This window comes from Mesorhizobium sp. C372A (assembly GCF_030323245.1).
Lineage (GTDB): Bacteria > Pseudomonadota > Alphaproteobacteria > Rhizobiales > Rhizobiaceae > Mesorhizobium.
This window is the reverse complement of the sequence record NZ_CP100475.1, coordinates 3,717,014-3,739,530: the sequence shown is the minus strand read 5'-3', so window position 1 is coordinate 3,739,530 and position 22,517 is coordinate 3,717,014. Positions and strand designations below refer to the sequence as shown.

Sequence of the window (22,517 nt, the reverse complement as noted above, 5' to 3'; positions counted from 1 at the left end):
GCCCTACTGGGCGGGTGCAGGTTGTGCAGCCGGCGCGGCAGGTGCCGTCGCCGGCGCGGCAGGTGCCGTCGCCGGAGCCGCAGGCGCCGCCGGCTTCGCGTCCGTCCCGTCCGGATTGCGGAAGAAGCGGAAGAACTCCGAGTTCGGCGACAGCACCATCGTCGTCCCGGAGTTGTCCAGCGCCGTGCCATAGGCATTCATCGACCGGTAGAAGTCGAAGAACGCCGGATCGCGTTTGTAGGCGTCGGCAAAGGTCGCGCTGCGCTGGGCTTCACCTTCACCACGCAGGATTTCCGATTCCTTGCGCGCTTCGGCGACGATTTCCACCACTTCGCGGTCGGCGCGGGCGGTGATGCGCTGCGCGGCCTCCTTGCCGCGTGCTCTCAGCCGTTCGGCCTCGGCCAAACGTTCGGCCTTCATGCGGTCGAAGGTCTGCTGCGAAACCTCAGCCGTCAGATCGGTTCGGCGGATGCGCACATCCTCGATCTGCAGGCCGAGCGAGGTAGCGTCGGGCCGCAGCTGATCGCGCACTTCACGCATCATCACGGCCCGCTCTTCCGAGAGCGCCGCCTCGAAGTCGCGCAGACCGTAGACACGGCGCAGCGCCGCATCGAGACGCGTCCTCAGTCGTGCTTCGGCCAGTGTGATCTGACCGGACACGGCTGAGCGGAACACCCGCGGATCCGAGATGCGGTACGCGATGAAAGCGTCGACCTCGTAGAACTTGCCGCCCGAAACCTGGACGCGGATGTTATCGAGATCGAAGCGCAGCACCCTGTTTTCGATCAACTGCACGCTGTCGGCGTCGAAGAAGGCGAAAGGCGCCTTGAAATAGATGCCGGGTTCATTCTTCACGTCGACGATCTCGCCGAACCGCAGCACGAGCGCCTGCTGGCGCGCGTTGACCACGAAGACCGAGGAGTAGAGCAGGAACAGAAGCACGGCCGCGATGACCGCGATGATGGGAAGACGATTGGCCATCACTGGGCTCCTCCCGTGGTCGCAGGCGGCGGCGCCTTCGGTTGCAGTGCCGGCAGCGGCAGATAGGGAACGACCCCTTGCCCATTGCCCTGTTCGACGATCACCTTGTTGGAATCCTTCAGCACCTTCTCCATCGTTTCCAGATAAAGCCGCCGGCGCGTAACATCGGGCGCCTTGGCGTATTCGTCATAGACCGAGATGAAGCGCTGCGCCTCACCTTCGGCTTCCTGGACGACACGGTTCTTGTAGGCTGCCGCGTCCTCGCGGATCTGCGCCGCGGCGCCACGCGCCTGGCCAAGCTTCTGGTTGGAATACTGGTTGGCCTGCTCGACGAACTTGTCTTCGTCCTGCTCGGCGCGCTGCACTTCGTCGAACGCGTCGGCCACTTCACGCGGCGGCGCCGCGTCCTCGATCGAAACCGCGTTGACATTCAGGCCGGCCTTGTAGCCGTCCAGCGTCGTCTGGATGATTTCACGCACCGACGCGGCGATGCCCTGACGGTCGTCGCGGAAGATGTCCTGCGCCGGTCGCCGGCCAACCGCTTCGCGCATGGCGCTCTCTGCGACCTGCTGCAGCATGCCTTCGGGATCGGAGACGTCGAACAGATAGGCCCGGGGATCGGAGACCTGATAGGCCACCGAAAACTGCACGTTGACGATGTTCTGGTCGCCGGTAAGCATCAGCCCCGACGAGTTGCCGCTCGTCGCGCCGCCACCACCGATATCGACGAGTTGTTCGGCGATGTTGGCCGTCTCGACGGTTTCGACCGGCCACCAATGGAAATGCAGACCCGGCTGCGACAGCTCCGCCTTCGGCTTGCCGAAGCGCAGCTCGACCGCAACCTCGTCCGGCTGCACGGTGTAGACCGCCTTGAACGCCCACAGCACGATCAGAGCCGCTGCGATCAGCGCAAAGACGGCCGGGCTGGCGCCGCCGCCACCGGGCAGCGCGCGCCGCAGCCGGTCCTGGCCGCGGCGGATGATGTCTTCGAGATCGGGAGGTGACCCCGGCGGGCCGCTAGGCCCCTTCGGTCCCTGCCCCCAGGGTCCCTGATTGTTGCCGCCGCCGCCCCATGGGCCGCCGCCGCCGCTCTTGTCGTTCCAGGGCATGAATGTCCTTTCGCTTGGGATTCCCTCAGCGCCGACGTTGCGGCGCAAAATCCAGTTGTTCTTCTATAGGGACGCAGCGATGCGCTTTCAACGCGATCCGCTGCCGAGCATGTCCGTTTTGGACGTTCGCGACCCTTTTATCGTCTCAATGCACGCCGCGGCGTCGCTCGTAAACCGAATAGCGCGTCGCATGGCTGTCCTTTTCACCGGCCGGAACGTCCTGAGCGTTGACAAGGCGCCACAAATCCGGATCGATGTCGGGAAAATGCGCGTCGCCATCGACCGTCGCCAGCACATGGGTGACGTGCAGCCGGTCTGCCAGCGGCAGCGCCTGCGCATAGATCTCGCCGCCACCGATGACGCAGATTTCGTCGACGCCGTTCATGCAACGCCCGCGCACCGTGGCCAGCTGGATCGCGGCCTCCAGGGAGTGCGCTACCTCTATGCCCTCGGCGCGCCAGGCCTTGTCGCGGGTCACCACGATGTTCAATCGGCCCGGCAGCGGCCGGCCGATGCCTTCATAAGTCTTGCGGCCCATGATGACGGGCTTGCCCATCGTATCGGCCTTGAAGCGCTTGAGATCGGTGGACAGCCGCCACGGCAAGCCGCCGTCGCGCCCGATGACGCCGTTCTGCGCAATGGCGACATAGATTGCGACGTCCATCAGTTGGCTTCCCCGGCGCCCTTATCCGACGGCTCCAAAAGCAATATGTCGATGTTGTGCTCGGGATAGAAATCCTGCGCCGTCGTCTCGAAGGTCGTCGGCCCGACCTTCTTGACATTGTCGCCGCAAAACGAGATCAGCGCTTTCGGATTGCCCTTGTCGACGGTCAGCTTGAACTTGCCGATGCCGCCATTGGCCCAGTTGCCGCCGGTGGTCAGGATATAGGCAATGCGGTTTTCGTAAAAATGCGGATAACCGTCGGCCTTCGCGGCCTGGCGCACTGCATTCTCGAAGCTGTCGTCCATGCAGTAGCGGGTCTTGTAGGTCGTGTACTGGCTGCCCTCGGTGAACTTGCCGTCATAGAAGAAACTCACCGAGGACGTGCCGCCGACGCTCGGTTTGTAGCGGTGCGAGACGTGGACATCCTTGTTGGCCGGAAATGTCGCGCGCCACCAATAGGTCGAGCGCAACTGCCACCACGGCGTATAGACCTTGTTCGCCTCGGTACCGTCGCTGCCCGTATCCTCGATGATGATGCCGCGGTTTTCCCAATCCTCGGAGACCGTTTTCGGCAGATTCGCCAGGGCCGCCTTGGCCGCATCGCCGAACGGATTGAACGGCACGTTCTGCGCCTTCAGATCGGCGCCGATATCGATGCCGACAGCGAACACTTTCTGCTCGAGCTGCGGCTTTGCCGGCGCTCCGTCGATCGTCACCTCGAAGCCAAGGAAATTGTCGCTCTGGTTTTCCGGGATGGCCGGCATTTCCTCCGGATTGCCTTCGATGTCCGGCAGCGGAAAAGCGACGATGGCATTTACATCCTTGTCGGTGTTGTTGTGGAAGACGTAGTCGACCGTGATCTTTTCCGGCGAGATATAGAGGTCCTCGCTTTGCATCGACACCGCGTCGCTACGCGACAGGATCAGGCCACCTGTGCCGAGTTCGGCGGTCGTATCATTGGCCAGCGCGGGCACGGCTAAAAGCGCCAGCGCTACGGACAGAACATATTGCAACATCGAAGCCCCTCGCCAAGAATGCCGCGACCCTAGCCGTTTCAATGTGGAGTTTCAAAGCCTTCCGTCTCCCAGCAGGACGCCACAGTGTCTGGACACGCCAATCGGCGGTCTGGACTAACAGGTTTCGATCGGGCAGGAGTTCGCGTCATGCGCAAGCTTCTCGTCATCGGCATCGGCGCCGGCAATCCCGACCATATGACCGTGCAGGCCATATCAGGCCTAAACCGGGCGGACGTCCTGTTTATCCCCGACAAGGGGGCGAAGAAGAACGACCTTGCCGAATTGCGCCGCCATATCTGCGACCGTTTCGTCAGCAATCCGAAATCGCGCCGCGTCGAGTTCGACGTGCCGGTGCGCGCCGAGCCGGCGCCTTCCTATCGCTCGACCGTCGATGACTGGCACGAGGCCATCGCCCAGATCTATGAGAGCCTGGTCCGCGACGAACTTGCCGAGGACGGCTGCGGCGCCTTCCTGATCTGGGGCGACCCCTCGCTCTATGACAGCGCGCTGCGCATCCTCGCGCGCGTACGACTGAGGGGCAATGTCGCATTCGAACTGGAGGTCATTCCCGGCATCACCGCCGTCCAGGCGCTAGCCGCCGGCCACAAGATGGCGCTGAACCGCATCGGCGACCCCGTGCTGATCACCACCGGCCGCCGCCTCGCCGAACAAGGCATGCCGCACAATGCCGGCAGCGCCGTGGTCATGCTCGACGGCAAATGCGCCTTCAACACGCTGGCAGACAAGGATCTGATCATCCATTGGGGCGCCTATCTCGGCACACCGGACGAGGTCATCGTTTCCGGTCGCCTGGGTGATGTCGGCGAGGAGATTGAGAGGACGAGAGAAGAAGCCCGGAAAAGAAAGGGCTGGATCATGGACACCTATCTGCTGCGTAAAGCAGGAGAGCCCGAGGAATAGCGCGCTCAAAGGTCGAGTTCCTTCGCGCCCCCCTCTGTCCTGCCGGACATCTCCCCCTCTAGTGGGGAGATTGGCCGTCACGGAGGATTTCGCCAATCGCCTAACAGATTAGCGCCCGTATACGGGCTAGCTGATCTCCCCCCTTGCGGGGGAGATGTCCGGCAGGACAGAGGGGGGTGTGACGGATCGCAAGCTTCAACCCTCACCCAGCATCAATCTCCGCCTGCAAGGCGTCCATATGCGTGGCCGCCGCTGCCGCCGCAGCGCGCTCGATAGCGCGAAAACGGCTGACGACTGCAAGGCCAACTGAGGTCAGCTGTGCGCCGCCGCCCTTTTTGCCGCCGGTCTGCGCCGCGACCAGTGGCTTGCCGAACACACGGTTCATATCTTCCACCAGATCCCAGGCGTGCTTGTAGGACATCTCCATGCCGCGTGCCGCAGCCGAGATCGAGCCGAAAGTGGCGATCTGCTCCAGCAATTCGATCTTGCCCGGACCTATGCGCCCGTCCGGATCGAGATTTATCCGCAGGCTCAGCGACGGCATCTCTTGTCCTCCACGGTCACACTAGCCCCTCTCGACCCATAGCGCTATTCCAAAACGATATAGCGGCTATCAGCCATCCGCTTCGGCCGGCAGCCCGGCGCCGGTGTTGGCGCGGTCGAAACTGACAGTCTTGATCACCGCGAACACCTTGCCGCCGAGTTGAAGGTTCAGTACCTGCCTGGATTGTTCGGTAATGCGCGCAAGCACGGTTGCGCCATTGCAGTCGATGCCGATTTCGACCGTCGGCCCCTCGCCCGGGCCGATTGCGACGATGGCGCCCGGCAGGATGTTGAGCGCACTGAGACCTTTCGGCTGTTCGGTGGCGATCATCACATCGCGGGCGCGGATGCGGATGCGCACAGGCGCGCCGACCGAGACCGCCAGAAGCGGCACCCGGATTTCGCCCGCCGCCGAGCCGAGCACGGTCATCCCGAAGATCTCATCATGGCGCAGCACCTTGGTGTCGAGCACCGCGCCGCCCTCGCCGCGTTCCTCCGCCGGCAGCAATTCGAGCCGTTGCATGATCGCGCCGGTCGGACCGGAGGCTGCGACCTTGCCTTGCGCCATCACCACCACGTCGCTGGCCAGCTGCGCCACTTCGGCGACGGAATGGCTGACATAGACGATCGGGATCTTCGTCTCGTCGCGCAGCCGCTCGATATAGGGCAGGATCTCGGCTTTGCGCGCATCGTCGAGCGAGGCCAGCGGCTCGTCCATCAACAGCAGTTTCGGGCTGGCAAGCAGCGCCCGGCCGATCGCCACGCGCTGCTTCTCGCCGCCCGACAGCTTTGCCGGTCGCCGGTCGAGCAGTGGACCGATGCCGAGCAGTTCGACGACCGCGTCGATATCCGCATAGCGCTCCGCCGGCGGCGTGAACCAGCGGCCGTAGCGCAGATTGCCGGCCACGCTCATATGCGGAAACAGCCGCGCGTCCTGGAACACCATGCCGATCCGGCGCTTGTGCTTCGGCACGAAAATGCCGGCACCGGTGTCGACCAGCACACGGCCGTCGACCGCGATACGGCCCTTGGTCGGCCGGATCAGGCCGGCGATCACGTTGATCAGCGTCGTCTTGCCGGAGCCCGAGGGCCCGAACAGCGCCGTCAGCCGCCCGGCGCTTTCGAAACGCGCGTCGACGGCGAAACCGCCGAGTCGATGGCTGATGTCCACCAGCACGCTCATTCGATGTCCATCCGCCGGCCGACGCGCCGCGCCAGCACTTCCGAGGCGACCAATGCGGCCATCGAGATGACGATGGAGATCAGCATCAGCCTGAGCGCCCCGTCATCGCCGCCAGGCACCTGCGTGAAGGTGTAGATCGCCGACGGGAGCGTTTGCGTCTCGTTGGGAATGTTGGAGACGAAGGTTATGGTGGCGCCGAACTCGCCCATCGCCTTGGCGAAGGACAGGATCGAGCCGGCGATCAGCCCGGGCAGGATCAGCGGCAGCGTGATGGTGGCGAAGACCCAAATCGGGTTGGCGCCGAGCGTTCCCGCCGCTGCCTCCATTTTGCGGTCGACCGCCTCGATCGACAGCCGGATCGCCCGCACCATCAGGGGAAAGCCCATGATGCCGCAGGCCAGTGCGGCGCCGGTCCAGCGAAACGAGAAGACGAGGCCGAAATGCTCGGCCAGGAACGCTCCCGCCGGCCCGCGCCGGCCGAAGGTAAGCAGCAAGAGATAACCTGTCACCACCGGCGGCAGGATCAACGGCAGGTGAACCACACCGTTGAGCAGCGTCTTGCCCCAGAATTTTCCGCGGGCCAGCAAAAGCGCCATCAAGATGCCCGGCGGCAGGCTGAACAGCATCGCCACCGTCGCCACCTTGATCGACAGCCGGACCGCATTCCATTCGTCGGGAGTGAGGTCCAGCAGCCAGTTCATGCGTCAGCCGCTACCTTAATTGCTCGGCGTGAGCACGGTGAAACCCTGATCCCTAAACAGCTCCACCGCCTTGGCGGACTGCAGGCACTTCAGGAAAGCCGGGGTATCCTTGTCCTTCGAATCGGTGGTCTGGGCAACCGGATAGATGATCGGCGGGTGCGAATCCTCCGGGAAGGTGCCGACCACCTTGACGCCCTTGTCGGCATGCGCGTCGGTGGCATAGACGATGCCGAGCGCGGCCTCGCCCGTTGAAACCAGCTTCAGCGCGGCGCGCACATTCTCGGCCTGCGCCACCTTGCCTTCGACCGACGACCAGACGCCGAGCGATTCAAGTGCCGCCTTGCCATACTTGCCGGCCGGCACCGCCTTGACGTCGCCCATGGCGAGCTTGCCGTCGCTGATCAGCTTGGCGAGGTCGAAGCCTTTCTCGATCCTGGTTTCGACCTTGGAATCCTTCGGCGCCACCAGCACGATCTGGTTGCCGAGCAGTTTCACCTCGGTGTCCGGCTTGGTCAGTTTCTTGTCGGAGAGATATTTCATCCAGTCGAGGTCGGCCGAGATGAACACATCGGCGGGCGCCCCGCTTTCGATCTGCTTGGCCAGCGCCGAGCTCGCGGCGTAGGAGACCGTCGCCGCTTCACCGACATCGGCTTCGCAGGCCTTGGTGACGGCGTCGAGCCCGTCCTTGAGGCTGGCTGCGGCAAACACGATCACCTTGTCTCCCGCGTGAGCCGCCGGCATCGCGGCCATCAGAGCTACGGCAAAGCCGCCAATCGCGATTGCCATCATACCAAAACCTTTGTGCCCCAACATGAAAACTCTCCCTGGGCTTGAAATCTGCTGGCTCGACTCCTGCCGACCGATATATCTGGATGAATATAACAAGGGAAGGCCGCCTCCTGCGAAAGCGTATGTTCGGCATCGATTGTTCTGGTTTGGACGTGCACCGAAACCCGGAAAGGAACTCCGATGAAGATCAGCGCCCGCAACATCCTCAAGGGAACGATCGTCGAGATCGTCAAAGCACCTCGCCTGTCCGCGGTGATGTCGCCGGCTCCGTCGTCACGCTTCGATCACCAACGAGGCCGTTGCCGATCTCAAGCTCGAAAAAGGCAAGCAGCCTATGCCATGATCAAGGCAACCGACGTCATGGTCGACATCGATTGAGGGTCGGAATTGATTGACGGTGGACGGATCAGACCGCGATCGGCGCCTTGATCGACGCGTCGGCAAAATAGTTTTCCAGCCGGAAATCCTCGAAGCGGAAGGCGAACAGGTCCTTCACCTCCGGATTGATCCACAGCGTCGGCAGCGCCTTGGGTGTGCGCCGCAATTGCTCGCGCGCCTGCTCGAAATGGTTGGAATAGAGATGCGCATCGCCCAGCGTATGGACGAACTCGCCGGGCTTCAGCCCGGTCACCTGCGCCACCATCAGGGTCAGCAGCGCGTAGGAAGCGATGTTGAAGGGTACGCCGAGAAAAATGTCGGCCGAGCGCTGGTAGAGCTGGCAGGACAGCTTGCCGTCCGAGACGTAGAACTGGAACAGGCAGTGGCAGGGCGGCAGCGCCATCGCCTCCACTTCGGCCGGGTTCCACGCCGAAACGATCAGCCGGCGTGAATTCGGATTCCTGCGTATCTCCTTCAGAACATTGGCAATCTGGTCGATCGACCCGCCATGGCCATCCGGCCAAGAGCGCCACTGCTTGCCATAGACCGGGCCGAGATCGCCATTCTCGTCGGCCCATTCGTCCCAGATCGAAACGCCATGATCTCTAAGGTATTTGATGTTGGTGTCGCCGGCCAGGAACCACAGGAGTTCATGGATGATCGACTTCAGATGCAGCTTCTTGGTGGTGGTGACGGGAAAGCCGCGCGACAGGTCGAAGCGCATCTGGTACCCGAACACCCCACGCGTGCCGGTGCCCGTGCGGTCGCCACGGTCGGCGCCATTGTCCAGCACATGCTGCAAAAGGTCGAGATACTGGCGCATCGGCTTCGCCTCGATTCGGGGTTACCGCCATCATAACCGACTGGCCGCCGGCCGAACACAGCAAAAGGACCAGAACGCGGCTTGCCCCATCACTCTTCAAGGGTTAGCGCTGCCCCTCACCTGCCTGCCGGCATCCTCTCCCCGTATAGGGACGGGGAGAGGGGCGCTGTGATCAGCGGTTTCGCCAATCACAAGCGTTCGAGAGAGAGAGAGAGAGAGAGAGAGAGAGAGAGCCAAGGCTGCGGTCAGCCCTTTCTCCCCGTCACTATACGGGGAGAAATGCCCGGCAGGGCAATGAGGGGCGGTGCTGACCTCCGGTGAGGAGCAAAATCAAACGCGCGCTCTACCTATCGGCAATAATCTCTACAAAGAGCCGAGCTTGCCCAGATCCTTGGCGACCAGATAGTAGAAAGTCACGCGGCTCTTGGAGCTGTCGGCGGCCAACGCCTTGCAGGTCTTCTCGATCGCTGAGTCGGCTTTCGCCCCGTCGGTCACGCCGAGTTTCTTGGCAACCCAGTTGGTCTTGACGCGCTCCAATTCCTTGGGGTCGGTGCAGGATACCAGCGAGGAATCGCGGTTGCGCAGCGCGATGCCCAGATGTTTCACAATCTTGGCAACCACATCGGCATTTGCGGCGGCGTCGTATTTCTTCACGTCTGCGAGATAATCGGCCATCAAATTTCCCCATGTCGGCGCCACGGGATCCGATCGATGAGGGCTGTGGCGCGCTGCCGCAACTTGTGCGCTCGGTCGATACTCCTCACCATCGCAAAGCTTCGGTTGAGACCGCGCGCGAGTCAACCCTCGGCGCCGCAGTTTGGTGCGGCCAAGAAGTGTCATTGCGGCCTTTCATTTTGTGCGCCCGCCCCCTATATTCGTTTTGTCGGCTTGACCGACTATGGCGATAAATGGGCGATGTAATAAGCCGTTCGGACCCGGGGGCGGTACCCGGCGCCTCCACCAAGAACCGCTCTGTGATCAGAGCGGCTGTTGCTGGGGGCGAAATAGGATCGACGAAGGTGTAAAGATCGTACTTTTGCCCGGCATGGTACCACCGTCATCGGGCTAAACCTGTAGTTGCAAATGACAACTATGCGGAAGCACGTCTCGCCGCTTAAGCGGTGCGATAGCTTCAAATCAAGCCCTAGAGGTTCGCACTTCTAGGCGGGGTTCGGAGGTACCTGGCAACAGAAACCTCCACTTCTCCCCTCCTCGATATCGTACGCTCAATGCCGGCTGCCGCTGGCCGGATTTCGCATGACGATGGGCCGCGAAGCCTACACCAAATTGAGCCATGAGCTGGTGCAATTTGCCGCTGGCGTCGGTCGAAGGCCGTGGCCGGGGCCGGATTACCCCAGACGTGAAAAAGGCCGGGATGACCCGGCCTTTCCGGTCGATTGCGGTCAGCTTACTCGGCCGGCGCTTCAACGGCTTCGCGCGAGCGGCCAAGCGTCAGTTTGGCCAGCGTGAACGAGATCACCGCGCAGAGCGTGATGCCGGCCACCATGGGCAGCGGGGTGCCGTCGAAGAAGATGCCGGCGACGCCCATCGCCAGCGCACCGATGGCGAAGTGCAGCGTGCCCATCAGCGCCGAGGCCGTGCCGGCGATCTCGCCATGCTCTTCCATGGCCAGCACCGACGTCGTCGGGATGACCAGGCCAAGGAAGCCGTAGCCGACGAACAGCAGTGCCGCCATAACATCGAGCCGGTCGACGCCGGTCGCCATGACTGCGAACAGCACAACCATCGTCGTGGCATAGCCGGTTACCGCCACCCAGACGACGCGCTTCAGCCCGAAGCGCTCCGACAGCATCCCCGTCAGTTGCGACATGCCGATGAAGGCCACCGCATTGATCGAGAAGAACACGCTGTAGACGGAAGGCGACAGCCCGTAATGGTCGATCAGGATGAAGGACGAACTCGAGAGGTAGACGAAGAAGCTGGCGATGCCGAAGCCGGCGATCGCCACCAGGCCGAGGAAATTGCGGTCACCCATGAGGAAGCGATAGCCGGCGAGTGCGGTTCCGAAGGAGGAACCGACGCGTTCTTCCGCCGGCCGCGTCTCCTTCAGCGAGGTCGCCAGCAGAATGGTGGCCAGCAGGGCCGCGCCCGTCACCGTCCAGAACACGGCGCGCCAGCCGAAATTCTCGATGATCTGGCTGCCGGTCAGCGGCGCCAGGATCGGCGACACCGAAAACACCAGCATCAGCAGCGACATCAGCTTGGCGGCTTCGGTGCCGGTGTGCAGGTCGCGCACGATGGCGCGCGGCACCGCCATGCCGGCGCTGGCGCCCAGTCCCTGCAGGAAGCGGAAGGCGATCAGCCATTCGATGGTCGGGCTCATGGCCGAACCGATACCGCCGACCATGAACAGCGCAAGGCCGCCGTAAAGCGGCAGCTTGCGGCCGACCATGTCGGAGATCGGTCCGACGACGATCTGGCCGAAGCCCATCGACAGGAAGAAGATCAAAAGGCTCATCTGAACGGCGGCGGTGCCGGCATGCAGATCTTCGCCGATCGAAGGCAACGCCGGCAGATACATGTCGATGGCGAAGGGGCCGATAGCGGACAACAGGCCGAGCACGACCGCGATGCGGAGGAATTTGGGACTCATGATAAAGGCTTCTTTCAAGTCTGGTTGGCGCCGCCAACGCGACGACTAACCCTAGGACGTTCCATCCCGTTGAAATCCGACGGCTCAGAGCGAGATTATTCGTCTCTACGGAGCGAATTCCCCATTTATTGTGTCCACAAATTTAGACAGCCTTGTCTAATTCGTCAATCACCTCTATATAGATTTCTATGAAGCTTGCCGTTTCTCCTGACATTTTCCCGCCACGCGGCCACGAGGCCAAGCGTATGTCGATTATCGATGCGGCGGCTTCGGTCTTTTGCCGGGAAGGCTTTGCCGGCGCGAATATCGACCTGATCGCGGTGGAGGCCGGCGTGTCGCGCCAGACCATCTATAATCACCACCGCGACAAGGAAAAGCTCTTCATGGCTGTGGTGCGCGATCTGACGGAGCGCTGCAATGCCGGCATCTTCGCCACCTTCGCCTCTTTCCCAGACCAGCCGAAGGATCTGGAAGCCGACCTGATCGGCTTTGCCGTGCGCATGAATCAGAACTGCATCTGCAACCGCGACGGACGCTTCCTGCGCAAGCTGATCCAGACCGAAGGCGAGCGCTATCCCGAGCTCTTCGCAGAATGGCGCGACCAAGGGCCGGGCCGGACCTGGCCCGCACTTGCCGCCCGTTTTGCCCGCCTCGCCCATGCCGGCCATCTCGCGGTCGACGATCCCGATGTCGCCGCACGCCAGTTCCTGGCGCTAGCCAACGCCGAACTGCAGACCACCTTCATGCTAGGCGGGATGCCGTCGGAAGATGAAGTGTTGCAATCCGCCACCCACGGCGTGGGCACATTCCTGCGCGCCTTCGGCAAGCGCAGATCAGCGGCAGCGGTGGAAAAACAGCTGGCCAGCGCCTGAACGCCAAAGCAGGCGATCAAATCGTCCGTTACGGGCTTCGCTTCGGCGCATCAGCGATCTATATCCGGTTTACGCCGCGCTCAAGCTTGATTACAGCTATGCGGACGATTCAACGGAACCCGACCAGCACATGGCCGACGACCACATCCGCTACGACATCCTGGCCCAGGAGGCATTGCGCGGCGTCATGCGCAAGGTCCTGGCCGAAGTCGCGCGCACCGGCCTTCCCGGCAATCATCATTTCTTCATCACATTCCTGACCGGCGCGCCGGGCGTGCGGGTGTCCTCCAGGCTGCGCGAGCGCTATCCCGAACAGATGACCATCGTCATCCAGTTCCAGTATTGGGACCTCAAGGTGACCGATACCGGCTTCGAGGTCGGGCTGTCCTTCTCCGACGTGCCGGAGAAGCTGGAAATCCCGTTCTCGGCCGTACGCGGCTTCTACGACCCATCGGTCAATTTCGAACTCGAGTTCGACGTTAAGACCGACGTCCCGGCGGAAGACGATGCAGCCGCCCAGCCGGCTGCCGAGCCTTTGGCTATCGTCTCCGAGAAAAAGCCGAAGGCCGAGAAGAAGGCAGCTGCCACTGAGGCGGAGAAAAAGCCCGCCGTGGCCGATGCCGCCGCCGGCAAGGGCGCCGACGTCGTGTCGCTCGACGCCTTCCGCAAGAAGTAGCGGGACGGTCGGCGCGACATGGGCGAAATCGTCAACCTTCGCCAGGTCCGCAAGCAGAAGGCGCGCACCGAAAAGGAAAAGCTCGCCGGCGAGAACCGCGCTCTGCACGGCCGTTCCAAAGCCGAAAGAACTCGTGACCGTCTGACATCGGACAAGGCCGAAAAATTCGTCGCCGGCCACCGCCGCGAACGCCCGGAAGACCAGGGCGATTGATGGACCGCCTGCGGTGAGCCCGGTCGAAAAACGCTCCGTGACCATCCGCGGCCATCGCACCAGCTATTCCCTCGAAAAACCCTTTTATGACGATCTCGTCGCCATCGCCGCCGCGCGCAAGCTGACGCTTGCTGCCCTGGTCGCGGAGATCGATGAGACAAGACCGCGCGATGCGAACCTGTCCTCGGCGCTCAGGCTTCATGTGCTGGACTGGGCCAAGCGCGGCGCGGTCTGAATGGTTCTTAATTGCCCAGCGACTTCAGCAGATTGTCGACGGAGAACGGATTTGTCCTGGGCTTCGGCGGCGCCGGGGCCGAACCGTCACTGACACCGGGAAGTGAGCGGTCGACCTTCGGCGCCTGCTCCTGAGCCTTGCGCTCGGCCTCCAGCCTGGCTTTTTCCTGCGAAGCGATCCGCATCGCCTGCTCAGCCTTCTTCCGTTCGTCCTCGGCCTTTGCGGCGTCTTCGGCAGCCTGCTCTTCGGCCTGCGCTTTCGCGTCCGCATCTGCCTTGGCCTTTGCGTCAGCCTCTGCCTGCGCTTTCGCATCGGCCTTTGCTTTGGCATCCGCCTTGGCCTTGGCATCCGCTTCGGCCTGTGCCTTTGCGTCGGCCTGTGCTTTCGCCTTGGCGTCGGCCTCGGCTTTGAGCCGTGCCGCTTCCTCCTGCTTGCGCAATTCCTCGGCGGCGTTGTCGCGCTCGGTCTGCAGGGCGGCGTAGTAGCGCACCTCGCGCCGCAGCCGCTGCTTCTCGAGCAGTGCGGCCTGCATCGCCTCGACCCGCTGCTGCTCCTTTTCCAGCGCGCGCTGGGTCAAAAATTGCGCCAGCGGCTCGCTGTCGAACTGCTTCTTCAGCGCCCCGAACGGCCCATCGACGCTGAAATTGACCGTCGGATCGGAGCCGATCAGCGCCTCGTCGCCAGGCTTGTAGGTGACAGCGCCCTTGGTGGCGACGGTGCCGGTGTTGAGGTCGGCCGTGATGTCGGCAGACAGCGTCGCCGCCTGGTTTTCGAGTTTCATCGGTGGTGCCCGCAACGTGCCGCCGGCGACCGTGAAGGCGATGTCGGCATCGCCGGCAGCAAAGCTGCCGTCGCCAGCGATCTCAGGTGCAAAGCCCGCGGTCTTGGCCACGTCGATGTCGCGCCCGATCGCATCGGCCTTGGCAATCAACGCGCCGAAGGCATCGGGATTGACGCCGGCAATGGTGAGGCCTTTCAGCGCCGCCGTGCCCGAGCCGGAGAGTGCGGCAATCATCGCGTCGACCGATTTGCCGCTGGTCGACAGCCCTGTCGAGAAGTCGCCGCTGCCACTCAAGCCGGCAGCCGGCAGCACGGTCGCCAGGTCAGCGCCGGCAAGCCTCATCTGGCCGGAGAACAGCCCCGTGCCGTCCGTGTTCTTCAACTCGAACAATCCGGTGAGCGCGCCGCCGAGCAGTTTTGCCTTCAGGTCCGAAACGCGGATGCCTTCCTGGTCGAGTTTCAACGACAGCGACGCATCATAGGCTGTCGCCAGCGGTCCGGCGGCAAGAGTCGCCGTCGTCAGATCGAGATCGGCGCTGAACGGCAGGCTGGATTTCTGGCTGAATGGCGCCGTCGGCCAGTTCGCGTTGCTGCTGAGGAACGACTGGTCACCGAACAGCGCAACCGCAATCGGGTCGAGGTCCAGTTCGTCGAGCGCCAGCGCACCGGCAAAATGCGGCAGCCCCTGCTTCGCATCGATGTTGACGTCGCCCGAAATCTCCGACTCGTTGATGGATCCGCTGAGACCGCTCAACACCAGCAGGCCATTGCCGAAATCGGCATCCGCGCTGAGCGAGGTCGAGGTGCCCGTTCCCATGCCCGGCAGGCCGGCGCCGGTCGTCATCAGCCAGGGCTCGATGTCGGAGGCGTCGAGGCCGATCTTGCCCTTGGCGGTGGCGCCTTGCGGTGTCTGAGCAACGGTGCCGTCGAACGTCGCCCTGAAGTCGTCGGCGGCGAAATTGAAGCTCGTCGCCAGGCCGCCGCCAAACGTGCCTTTGGCCGAAATATCGGTGCTTGCCTGGCCGAGCATGCCGAGCGGCAGCGCCGGCAGGCCGTAGAGCGCCAGCAGCACGGTGGCGTCGGGATTTTTGGCGTTGAAGGTCAGCGTCACCGGCGCGTCGAGCAACTGGCCGACGGCACCCTTGCCCGACAGCGACGCCGAAAAGGCCGAACCGCCGGCCTTGCCTTGTCCGCTCACCGCCAGCCCGGTCGTGCCGTCGCCATTGTCGGCGGCGCTCGCCACCAGATCGACGCGCGCGTCCTGGAACAGTTCAGGATAGGCGGCCGTGCGGCCAGCCAGCCCCTTCAGCACCTGATTGTCGGGATAATGTTGCGCGGCAATGTCGATCAGCGGCTTCAGATCGACGGCGACCACCGAGGCATCGAGCTTGCCGGTCGGGCTTGCCGGAAAATCCTTGATCCGGCCGGTGGCGCTGATCGAGGCGCCGGCAAGGCCGCCAATCGACAGCCGGTCGATTTCGAGCAGCCCGTCGCGGAGCCGGAGCGCGGTATCGACCGTGTCGGCGGTGAGCCCGCCGGCATTGACCGGCCCTGCCTTGATCTGAAAATCGAGGTCACGGTCGGAAAAACGGTTGGCGCCCTTGTCGCTGACGAAGATCGAGGCGAAGGCCGTCAGCCCGTCGACATCGAGTTCGCCGCCCTCGAGCCGCATCAGCACCGAGGACTTGGCGTCGTCGGGCTGGCTGGAATCGATGCGGCCGGTGAACTTCGACTTGCCGAGGATCAGTTCGAGATCGCTGAACGCCTGGCGCTTCTCCGACAGGTCCACCTTGGCCTTGAAGCCGGCGGCCGGCAGCCGGCGGATCGCCTCGTCGACATCTTTGGACAACCAGGCAGCAAAGCCGGAAGGCTGCGCCACAGCCAGCAGCATGGAGCCGCTGAAACCGAAATGATCTTCGACGCTGAGCATGCCGCTGGCTTCCAGCGTCGTGCGCCCGGGCAAGGTCGCGGCCAGCGATTTCACCGACCAGCCGCCCTCGACCGGCTCGGCCGAGAGATGCACGTCGCGCACCGTGGTGTCGCCAGCCACCACCGCCGGCAGCTTGACCTCGACAGTGCCGGGGATGCTCGGCTTCGGCAGTTCGAGCAGCGCCTGCTCGATCCCGGCAATGCGCTGGTCCAGCGTCAGGCCGGCGCCCTTCTCAGCGCCCACCGCCTCGTCCAGTTGCACCTGCGCGCCATTGGCCTCGATGGCGAAGTTCGGCCTAAGGCCGAGATCGACCGAAGCCTTGCCGTCGGCTGTGTAGGGATTGTCGAGCGGCCCGGTCTCGAAGCGGAATTCGTCGACGCCAAGCTTCTGGTGGTCGAGCGAGAACTTGCCGTTCAGCCTGAACCCCGGATCGGGTTTGCCGGCTCTGATTTTGACGCTCTCGCCATCGCCGCCGCGCAGTTCGGCGCTGTTTTTGTCGTTGCCGGAAATCTTGAACTGGCCGGAATAGACGGCAGCCCCATTGACGATGCCGGCATTGCCGTCGGTTTCGATGACCAGTGGATAGGCATCGGGATCGACCTTGAGCCTCAGCCGCATCTGGCCGCTGCCTTCGGCCTTGCCGGTCGAAGCCGCAACCGTCGAACGCAGTCCGTCGAGCAGCAACGTTCCGTCCATGCGCCACGGCCCGGCCAGCGACTTGGCAGAGATGGTCGAATTGATCTCGGAAATCAGATGGCTGCGCCCGCCTGCGGCATGGCGGAGCGCAATTTCTCCCTCCGTCACCGTGAGCTTCTCGATCGAGATCTGGTTGAGATCGAAGGGCGAGGACGGCCGTATCGCCCAGTCGACCGTGCCGTTATCGGCGATGTCGATCGTCGCCCTCGGATGCACCAGCCGCATGTCGAAAATCAGCACTTCGCCGCGCAGGAACGGCGCCAGTTCCGCGTCCATCGAAAAGGTCTCGACGGTCATTGCCGGCTGGCCGCCGGGGCCGCCGGCGACCGTGACGTTTGAGAAGGTCACCGAGGGGAACGGCAACAGCCGCGCCGTGGCGTCGCCTTGCACCGTCACCTTGCGGCCGAGAATGGCGCTCGCCTCGCGCTCGAATTGGGCGCGGTACCCGGTCCAATCGACAAAATACGGCACCACCAGCGCCGCAACCAGCACCAGCACAAACAAGCCACCGAAGATCACGAACAGGCGTGCGAGCATCAGCTCCGAACGGGTTGATTGAAAGTCAGCCGCACTCTACCCGCATCAGCGTGTCGATAAAGAGGCAATTCATCCAGAGTTGCTTGATCTCTGATGTATCTGGAAGAGCAGAGATTTTTGGAGCCTTTGACCGCGGTCCGGCCTGTGCGTAAGAGACTATCCTGCCATGGCCCGTCGGCGATATTCGTTCAGCAGCACTATCATCTCCTCGGGCGACAATGTCCAGCCCTGCGGTAATGCGGCTTCGGCGCCGAGGCTTTTGGTCACGCTGCCCATGACGGAGCTTTTCTTGACCCCCGGTGCGAAATTGTACCCGATCATATCGCCGATTCTGCGCCGGCGATGGACGACGAAGAAGCTTTCGATATCCTTCCAGGGGACCAGCTTGGGCGATCGAACAAGGCCTCCGCCGAGACTGAAACCTTGTCCGTTCAGCACCAGAATCTGCGGCCGCACAAGCTGCCAGGCAAACACCAACGCGACCAGCCCGAAAAAGGCCACGCACCACCAAAGGCCGGCGGTGTCGCCGTCCTCGGAGACATAAATCAGGAAAGCGCAGGCCAGGACAAAAAAGAGGCTGGTCGACAGCAATAACAGTGTCTTGCCAAGCGATGCCCTTATAATCAGGGTATCCATTGCCGCTCCTCACATTTCGGCTATGCAGGTAATATCTTGCCTGGGTTCATGATGTCTTGCGGGTCGAGCGCTTTTTTTATGGAGCGCATGATGTCGACACCATGGCCGAGCTCATGGCGCAGGAAGCCGATCTTGCCCTGGCCGATGCCGTGTTCGCCGGTGCAGGTGCCGTCCATGGCGATCGCCCGCATGTTCAGCCGCGCCACGAATTTCTCCGCCAGCGCGATCTCTTTGGGGTCGTTGACATCCATCAGCACCAGCACATGGAAATTGCCGTCGCCGGCATGGCCGACGATCGGCGCAACCAGGCCCATCTCGGCAATGTCGGCCTCGGTTTCGGCAACGCATTCGGCCAGCCGCGAGATCGGCACGCAGACATCGGTCGAAAGACCCTTGGCGCCCGGCCGTAGCGTCAGCGACGCCCAATAAGCATCGTGCCTGGCTTTCCAGAGTTTCGTGCGCTCCTCGGCGACGCTGGTCCAAAGGAATGGCCCGCCGCCATTGTCTTCAGCAATGGCACCGAAGGTCTCGGCCTGTTCGGCGACGCCGGCATCGCTGCCGTGGAACTCGACGAACAGGCACGGGCTCTCGGGATAATCGAGCTTCGAGTAATTCTTCATCGCCCGCATCTGCAGTCCATTGACCAGTTCGATGCGCGCCACCGGAATGCCCATCTGGATGGTCGCGATGACCGCGTTGCAGGCCGCCTCGAGGTTTGGAAACGGGCAGACGCCGCCGGAGATCGCCTGCGGAATGCCTTGCAGCTTCAAGGTCAGCGAGGTGATGATGCCGAGCGTGCCTTCCGAGCCGACCAGAAGCCGCGTCAGATCGTAGCCGGCCGAACTCTTTTTCGCCCGCTTGCCGGTCGTCACCGTCTCGCCATCGGCCATGACGGCTTTCAGCGACAGCACGTTTTCACGCATCGTGCCGTAGCGCACCGCATTGGTGCCGGAGGCCCGCGTTGCCGCCATGCCGCCGAGCGAAGCATTGGCGCCGGGATCGATGGGGAAGAACAGGCCGGTATCGCGCAGGTGCCGATTCAAATCCTCGCGCGTTACGCCAGGCTCGACCGTGCAGTCGAGATCCTCGGGGTTGACCGACAGGATGCGGTTCATGCGCGAGGTGTCGACCGAGATGCCGCCACCCGGCGCATTGGTATGGCCTTCGAGCGACGAGCCGACGCCGAAGGCGATGACCGGCACGCGGTGCGCGGCGCAGGCACGTACGATCTCCTGCACCTCTTCTGTCGTCTCCGGGAACGCGACACCGTCAGGCGCCTGCGTCGGAATATAGGTGGTGGTATGCGCATGCTGCGAGCGGATCGCCGCGCCTGTCTGGAAGCGTTCGCCGAGCTGCTGCTTGAGAATGCCGAGCACGGCGGCGATGCCTTCCTCGTTGCGTTCGACCGGATTGAGGTCGCTCAGAGCCATGAATTCCTCCGCGAATGGACCAGCGTCCACGCTTGTTATGCGATTATGGATGCGTAGTCTCGACTGCCGCGCTCTGTCCAGCACCAGAACAAGGAACTTTCCATGCCTGTTCCCGCCCCCTTAGTTTCCAAACCGATGGACATCGAGAAGGACTGGATCGACTACAACGGCCATCTCAACATGGCCTATTACAACGTGTTGTTCGACCGCTGCTCGGATGAGGCGTTCGAGGCGATGGGCATGGGGCTGGACTATGTCGAAGAGCGGCGCCTGACCATCTACACGGCCGAAGTCCATGTTTGCTATGTCCAGGAACTGCACCTCGAACACAAGGTCGTCGTATCCTTCCAGCTGATCGATCACGACGACAAGCGGCTGAGGGCCTACCAGGAAATCCGCCATGTCGATGGCTGGCTTGCCGCCACCTCCGAAACCCTGTCGCTGCATGTCGACATGTCCGGGCCGAAAGTCGCGCCCTTCCCCGCCGATGTGCAGGCCAAGGTGGAAGCCATGCGCGCCGCCCATTCTGCACTGCCGATGCCCGAGCGCGCCGGCCGTTCGATCGGTATTCGCCGCAGGACCGCTTGAAGCGCTGCCGCGCCCGCGTTAACCTTACCAAGGTTTTAACGTGAACAAGCCATTTGGGCCATTGAACGACTCAGCTGACCGTTTGAGAACGGTGCCATGCGAGTTGTGACGCGGGCGGCGGGCAACAGGCGGTTCGAGGAACGTGCATGAAAACCGACATCAAGGTCGAGGTGGACAGGCTGGCTGCCGATCCGCGCATCACCGACTATGATTTCTGGCGCTCGTTGAAGAACGTCAACAACGAGATCTTCCACATCGCCAACAACAACGAGCCTATCCCCTTCGACATGATCCGCTGGCGCGCCATCCTGAAGCAGGCGCGCATGAAGCGTGGCCACGCCTGATGTTTCCGCTGTTCTGAGAAAGCCGCCACCGGCGAGCGCCGCCACGGACCATTGCGACCTGATCATTTCCAAAGGTCTGCGCCAGCCCCGCTTTCAGCGAATCGGCTGCATCCGACAACCTTCAAAAACCGTTCATTTCGACAGTTTGCGCAACCGGCGATTCGGTTTCGCAAACGGCTGCCTGCGACAAGAAGATCAAGATTGAACCAATTCCACGTCTAAGCCGTTGTGACCCCTGAAAAACGGCTTGGAGTGAAAGCATGGACTGGAAAAGGACCAGGGAACCGGCCGACGCATGGCACATGACGGACAATCTGCATGCCGAGCACGGCAAGGGCGATCCGTTCGCGGCCGCCATCCGCGCCACCCGCATGTCGATGGTCATCACCGATCCCCGTCAGGCGGACAATCCGATCGTCTTTGCCAATGACGCGTTCCTGCGCCTGACCGGCTACGAGCGCGACGAGGTCATGGGCAAGAACTGCCGCTTCCTGCAGGGGCCAGAGACAGACAAGGCAGCTGTGGCTAGCGTGCGCGACGCGATAGCAGCGGGAACCGATATCGCCATCGATCTGTTGAACTACCGCAAGGACGGCTCGACATTCTGGAATGCGCTCTACATCAGCCCGGTTTCCAACGACAAAGGCGAACTCCTGTTCTTCTTTGCCTCACAGCTCGATGTCTCCGATCGCAAGCGCTCGGAGGATCGCATCACCGCCGACAAGAACCGCTTTGAAAAGGCTGTCAAGGAACGCACGCGCGAGCTTGAGGCCGCCCTTGAGGCGCAGACCACGCTGCTGCACGAGGTCGACCATCGGGTGAAAAACAACCTGCAGATGATCTCCTCGCTGATCATCATGCAAAGCCGGGCAATCAAGGATGAAGCGACAAAGCGATCGCTGGCCACCATGCTGGAGCGCATCGAGGCGCTGAGCACGGTGCATCGCCGTCTCTACCAGTCAAAGGATGTCAGCCGCTTCGATGTCTCGGATTTCGCCAGGGATCTGGTCACCGACCTGCTGACCGCATCCGGACGCGCCGAGATCAAGCCGACGCTGGACCTCGAACCCATCGTCATTCCGGCCGAAAAAGCCACGCCTGTTGCCTTGATGGTCAATGAGCTTGTCACCAACGCGCTGAAGCATGCCTTCAAGGAAAAGCCGGACGGCACCACCGCGGGGCGCATCGGCATCAAGATGAGCCAGCCCGACGGCCACTTCAACATCGAGGTTTCCGATGACGGCGTCGGCATGGCCGAGGCCAGTGGCGATGCTTCTTTCGGCATGCGGCTGATCAAGTCGCTTGCCCGTCAGTTGCATGCGGACATCGAATGGCGCGACGCCGGCCCGGGCACAAAGGTCGTCATCTCGATGCCGAACGAACCGCAGCAGAAAGGGAAGCTGTCATGAACGAACCGCTCAAGGTCCTGATCGTCGAGGATGAGGCGTTGCTGGCGATGGAACTGGAAAGCCTCGTCGAGGAAGCCGGCCACAGCGTTGTGGGTTGGGCGACATCGTTGGCCGAAGCAAGAGATATGATTGATACCGCCGATGCCGATATTGCCTTTGTCGATATCCACCTCGCCGACGGACCAACCGGGGTCGAGGTTGCCGAGCATATCCGCGAGGGTAACCGTTCCATGGTGGTGTTCATGACCGCCAATCCAAAACGCATCCCCGACCATTTCGCCGGCGCGATCGGCGTCATCGCCAAGCCCTACACGATGAACGGACTGGTGTCGGCGTTGCGCTATCTGCAGGAGGGCGTGCGGCGCCCGCCCCCGGTCTCGGTGCTGCCGGCCGGTTTTACGCTGTCGCCGGCCTATGAAAGCGTATGGGCGTCGTCGGCGGCCTGAAGC

The 22,517-nt window shown here is 62.8% G+C and carries 24 protein-coding genes, 1 other RNA gene and 1 pseudogene; 12 read left to right on the top strand and 14 right to left on the bottom strand.

What is annotated here, in order from left to right; genetic code table 11:
• Positions 1-3 precede the first annotated feature (3 nt).
• The 4 genes from hflC to NLY42_RS17720 all read right to left on the bottom strand — a co-directional run bounded on the left by hflC (position 4) and on the right by NLY42_RS17720 (position 3,770).
• Complete coding sequence (gene hflC / locus NLY42_RS17735; protein WP_023682089.1) at positions 4-981, bottom strand: protease modulator HflC; 978 nt, start codon at positions 979-981, stop codon at positions 4-6.
• Positions 981-2,090 (bottom strand): FtsH protease activity modulator HflK, encoded by a 1,110-nt coding sequence (hflK, locus tag NLY42_RS17730; protein ID WP_023682090.1) that lies wholly within the window; start codon positions 2,088-2,090, stop codon positions 981-983. The genes hflC and hflK overlap by 1 nt, the downstream gene beginning before the upstream one ends.
• Positions 2,091-2,235: 145 nt before the next feature.
• Positions 2,236-2,754 (bottom strand): dihydrofolate reductase, encoded by a 519-nt coding sequence (locus tag NLY42_RS17725; protein ID WP_023753512.1) that lies wholly within the window; start codon positions 2,752-2,754, stop codon positions 2,236-2,238.
• On the bottom strand, positions 2,754-3,770 hold the full coding sequence (locus NLY42_RS17720) for a DUF4424 domain-containing protein (protein ID WP_023753513.1): 1,017 nt from the start codon (positions 3,768-3,770) through the stop codon (positions 2,754-2,756). The genes NLY42_RS17725 and NLY42_RS17720 overlap by 1 nt, the downstream gene beginning before the upstream one ends.
• 147 nt (positions 3,771-3,917) lie before the next feature.
• Here NLY42_RS17720 and cobF point away from each other — a divergent pair, with 147 nt between their 5' ends.
• Positions 3,918-4,691 (top strand): precorrin-6A synthase (deacetylating), encoded by a 774-nt coding sequence (cobF, locus tag NLY42_RS17715; RefSeq protein WP_023753514.1) that lies wholly within the window; start codon positions 3,918-3,920, stop codon positions 4,689-4,691.
• A gap of 202 nt (positions 4,692-4,893) precedes the next feature.
• Here cobF and NLY42_RS17710 read toward each other — a convergent pair whose 3' ends face one another.
• The 4 genes from NLY42_RS17710 to modA all read right to left on the bottom strand — a co-directional run bounded on the left by NLY42_RS17710 (position 4,894) and on the right by modA (position 7,928).
• On the bottom strand, positions 4,894-5,235 hold the full coding sequence (locus NLY42_RS17710; protein ID WP_023667411.1) for a winged helix-turn-helix domain-containing protein: 342 nt from the start codon (positions 5,233-5,235) through the stop codon (positions 4,894-4,896).
• 69 nt (positions 5,236-5,304) lie between these two features.
• Positions 5,305-6,417, bottom strand: coding sequence for a molybdenum ABC transporter ATP-binding protein (modC, locus tag NLY42_RS17705; RefSeq protein ID WP_023753515.1), 1,113 nt, complete (start codon positions 6,415-6,417; stop codon positions 5,305-5,307).
• Positions 6,414-7,118, bottom strand: a complete 705-nt coding sequence (gene modB / locus NLY42_RS17700; RefSeq protein ID WP_023753516.1) for a molybdate ABC transporter permease subunit — start codon at positions 7,116-7,118, stop codon at positions 6,414-6,416. Before modB ends, modC begins: the two co-directional genes overlap by 4 nt.
• A 15-nt stretch (positions 7,119-7,133) precedes the next feature.
• A complete protein-coding gene (gene modA, locus NLY42_RS17695) occupies positions 7,134-7,928 on the bottom strand; it encodes a molybdate ABC transporter substrate-binding protein (protein WP_155929650.1) in 795 nt (264 codons plus the stop codon).
• A gap of 159 nt (positions 7,929-8,087) precedes the next feature.
• Between modA and NLY42_RS17690 the strand changes: the two are divergent.
• Positions 8,088-8,285 (top strand): annotated as a pseudogene (locus NLY42_RS17690) (TOBE domain-containing protein).
• A gap of 28 nt (positions 8,286-8,313) precedes the next feature.
• On the opposite strand, the gene NLY42_RS17685 reads toward NLY42_RS17690, so the two are convergent.
• Positions 8,314-9,108, bottom strand: a complete 795-nt coding sequence (locus tag NLY42_RS17685; protein WP_023688064.1) for a thymidylate synthase — start codon at positions 9,106-9,108, stop codon at positions 8,314-8,316.
• Between the two features lie 363 nt (positions 9,109-9,471).
• The gene (locus NLY42_RS17680) at positions 9,472-9,783 is read right to left on the bottom strand and encodes a DUF2853 family protein (RefSeq protein ID WP_023668323.1); all 312 of its coding nucleotides are present in this window, start codon (positions 9,781-9,783) and stop codon (positions 9,472-9,474) included.
• A gap of 168 nt (positions 9,784-9,951) precedes the next feature.
• On the opposite strand from NLY42_RS17680, the gene ssrA reads away from it, so the two are divergent.
• Positions 9,952-10,310: a transfer-messenger RNA gene (gene ssrA / locus NLY42_RS17675) on the top strand.
• Positions 10,311-10,516: 206 nt separating this feature from the next.
• Here ssrA and NLY42_RS17670 read toward each other — a convergent pair.
• On the bottom strand, positions 10,517-11,722 hold the full coding sequence (locus NLY42_RS17670; protein WP_023682099.1) for a multidrug effflux MFS transporter: 1,206 nt from the start codon (positions 11,720-11,722) through the stop codon (positions 10,517-10,519).
• A 188-nt stretch (positions 11,723-11,910) separates the two neighbouring features.
• Between NLY42_RS17670 and NLY42_RS17665 the strand changes: the two genes are divergently transcribed.
• From NLY42_RS17665 to NLY42_RS17650, 4 genes are all read left to right on the top strand, one after another.
• On the top strand, positions 11,911-12,594 hold the full coding sequence (locus NLY42_RS17665; protein ID WP_023753518.1) for a TetR/AcrR family transcriptional regulator: 684 nt from the start codon (positions 11,911-11,913) through the stop codon (positions 12,592-12,594).
• Positions 12,595-12,724: 130 nt separating this feature from the next.
• The gene (locus NLY42_RS17660) at positions 12,725-13,270 is read left to right on the top strand and encodes an SspB family protein (protein ID WP_023667419.1); all 546 of its coding nucleotides are present in this window, start codon (positions 12,725-12,727) and stop codon (positions 13,268-13,270) included.
• 18 nt (positions 13,271-13,288) lie between these two features.
• Positions 13,289-13,483, top strand: coding sequence for a DUF4169 family protein (locus NLY42_RS17655; RefSeq protein WP_023667420.1), 195 nt, complete (start codon positions 13,289-13,291; stop codon positions 13,481-13,483).
• Between the two features lie 13 nt (positions 13,484-13,496).
• Positions 13,497-13,718, top strand: coding sequence for a ribbon-helix-helix domain-containing protein (locus NLY42_RS17650; protein ID WP_023668319.1), 222 nt, complete (start codon positions 13,497-13,499; stop codon positions 13,716-13,718).
• A 7-nt stretch (positions 13,719-13,725) separates the two neighbouring features.
• Here NLY42_RS17650 and NLY42_RS17645 read toward each other — a convergent pair whose 3' ends face one another.
• From NLY42_RS17645 to NLY42_RS17635, 3 genes are all read right to left on the bottom strand, one after another.
• Positions 13,726-17,661: an AsmA family protein gene (locus NLY42_RS17645; protein ID WP_023753519.1), complete on the bottom strand. Its 3,936-nt coding sequence runs from the start codon at positions 17,659-17,661 to the stop codon at positions 13,726-13,728.
• Between the two features lie 156 nt (positions 17,662-17,817).
• Entirely contained in the window at positions 17,818-18,252 is a 435-nt protein-coding gene (locus NLY42_RS17640; RefSeq protein ID WP_156933740.1) for a hypothetical protein, read from the bottom strand.
• A gap of 65 nt (positions 18,253-18,317) precedes the next feature.
• Positions 18,318-19,727: an FAD-binding oxidoreductase gene (locus NLY42_RS17635; protein ID WP_023753521.1), complete on the bottom strand. Its 1,410-nt coding sequence runs from the start codon at positions 19,725-19,727 to the stop codon at positions 18,318-18,320.
• A gap of 102 nt (positions 19,728-19,829) precedes the next feature.
• Between NLY42_RS17635 and NLY42_RS17630 the strand changes: the two genes are divergently transcribed.
• From NLY42_RS17630 to NLY42_RS17610, 5 genes are all read left to right on the top strand, one after another.
• A complete protein-coding gene (locus tag NLY42_RS17630) occupies positions 19,830-20,315 on the top strand; it encodes a thioesterase family protein (protein ID WP_023699589.1) in 486 nt (161 codons plus the stop codon).
• A 146-nt stretch (positions 20,316-20,461) separates the two neighbouring features.
• Entirely contained in the window at positions 20,462-20,659 is a 198-nt protein-coding gene (locus NLY42_RS17625; protein WP_013531006.1) for a hypothetical protein, read from the top strand.
• Positions 20,646-20,864, top strand: a complete 219-nt coding sequence (locus tag NLY42_RS17620) for a hypothetical protein (RefSeq protein WP_155929625.1) — start codon at positions 20,646-20,648, stop codon at positions 20,862-20,864. The genes NLY42_RS17625 and NLY42_RS17620 overlap by 14 nt, the downstream gene beginning before the upstream one ends.
• A gap of 55 nt (positions 20,865-20,919) precedes the next feature.
• Positions 20,920-22,068 carry a histidine kinase dimerization/phosphoacceptor domain -containing protein gene (locus NLY42_RS17615; RefSeq protein ID WP_023753522.1) on the top strand — a complete coding sequence of 383 codons (1,149 nt, stop codon included), beginning with the start codon at positions 20,920-20,922 and terminating at the stop codon, positions 22,066-22,068.
• Complete coding sequence (locus tag NLY42_RS17610; RefSeq protein ID WP_023753523.1) at positions 22,065-22,514, top strand: response regulator; 450 nt, start codon at positions 22,065-22,067, stop codon at positions 22,512-22,514. Before NLY42_RS17615 ends, NLY42_RS17610 begins: the two co-directional genes overlap by 4 nt.
• The last annotated feature ends 3 nt before the right edge of the window (positions 22,515-22,517 follow it).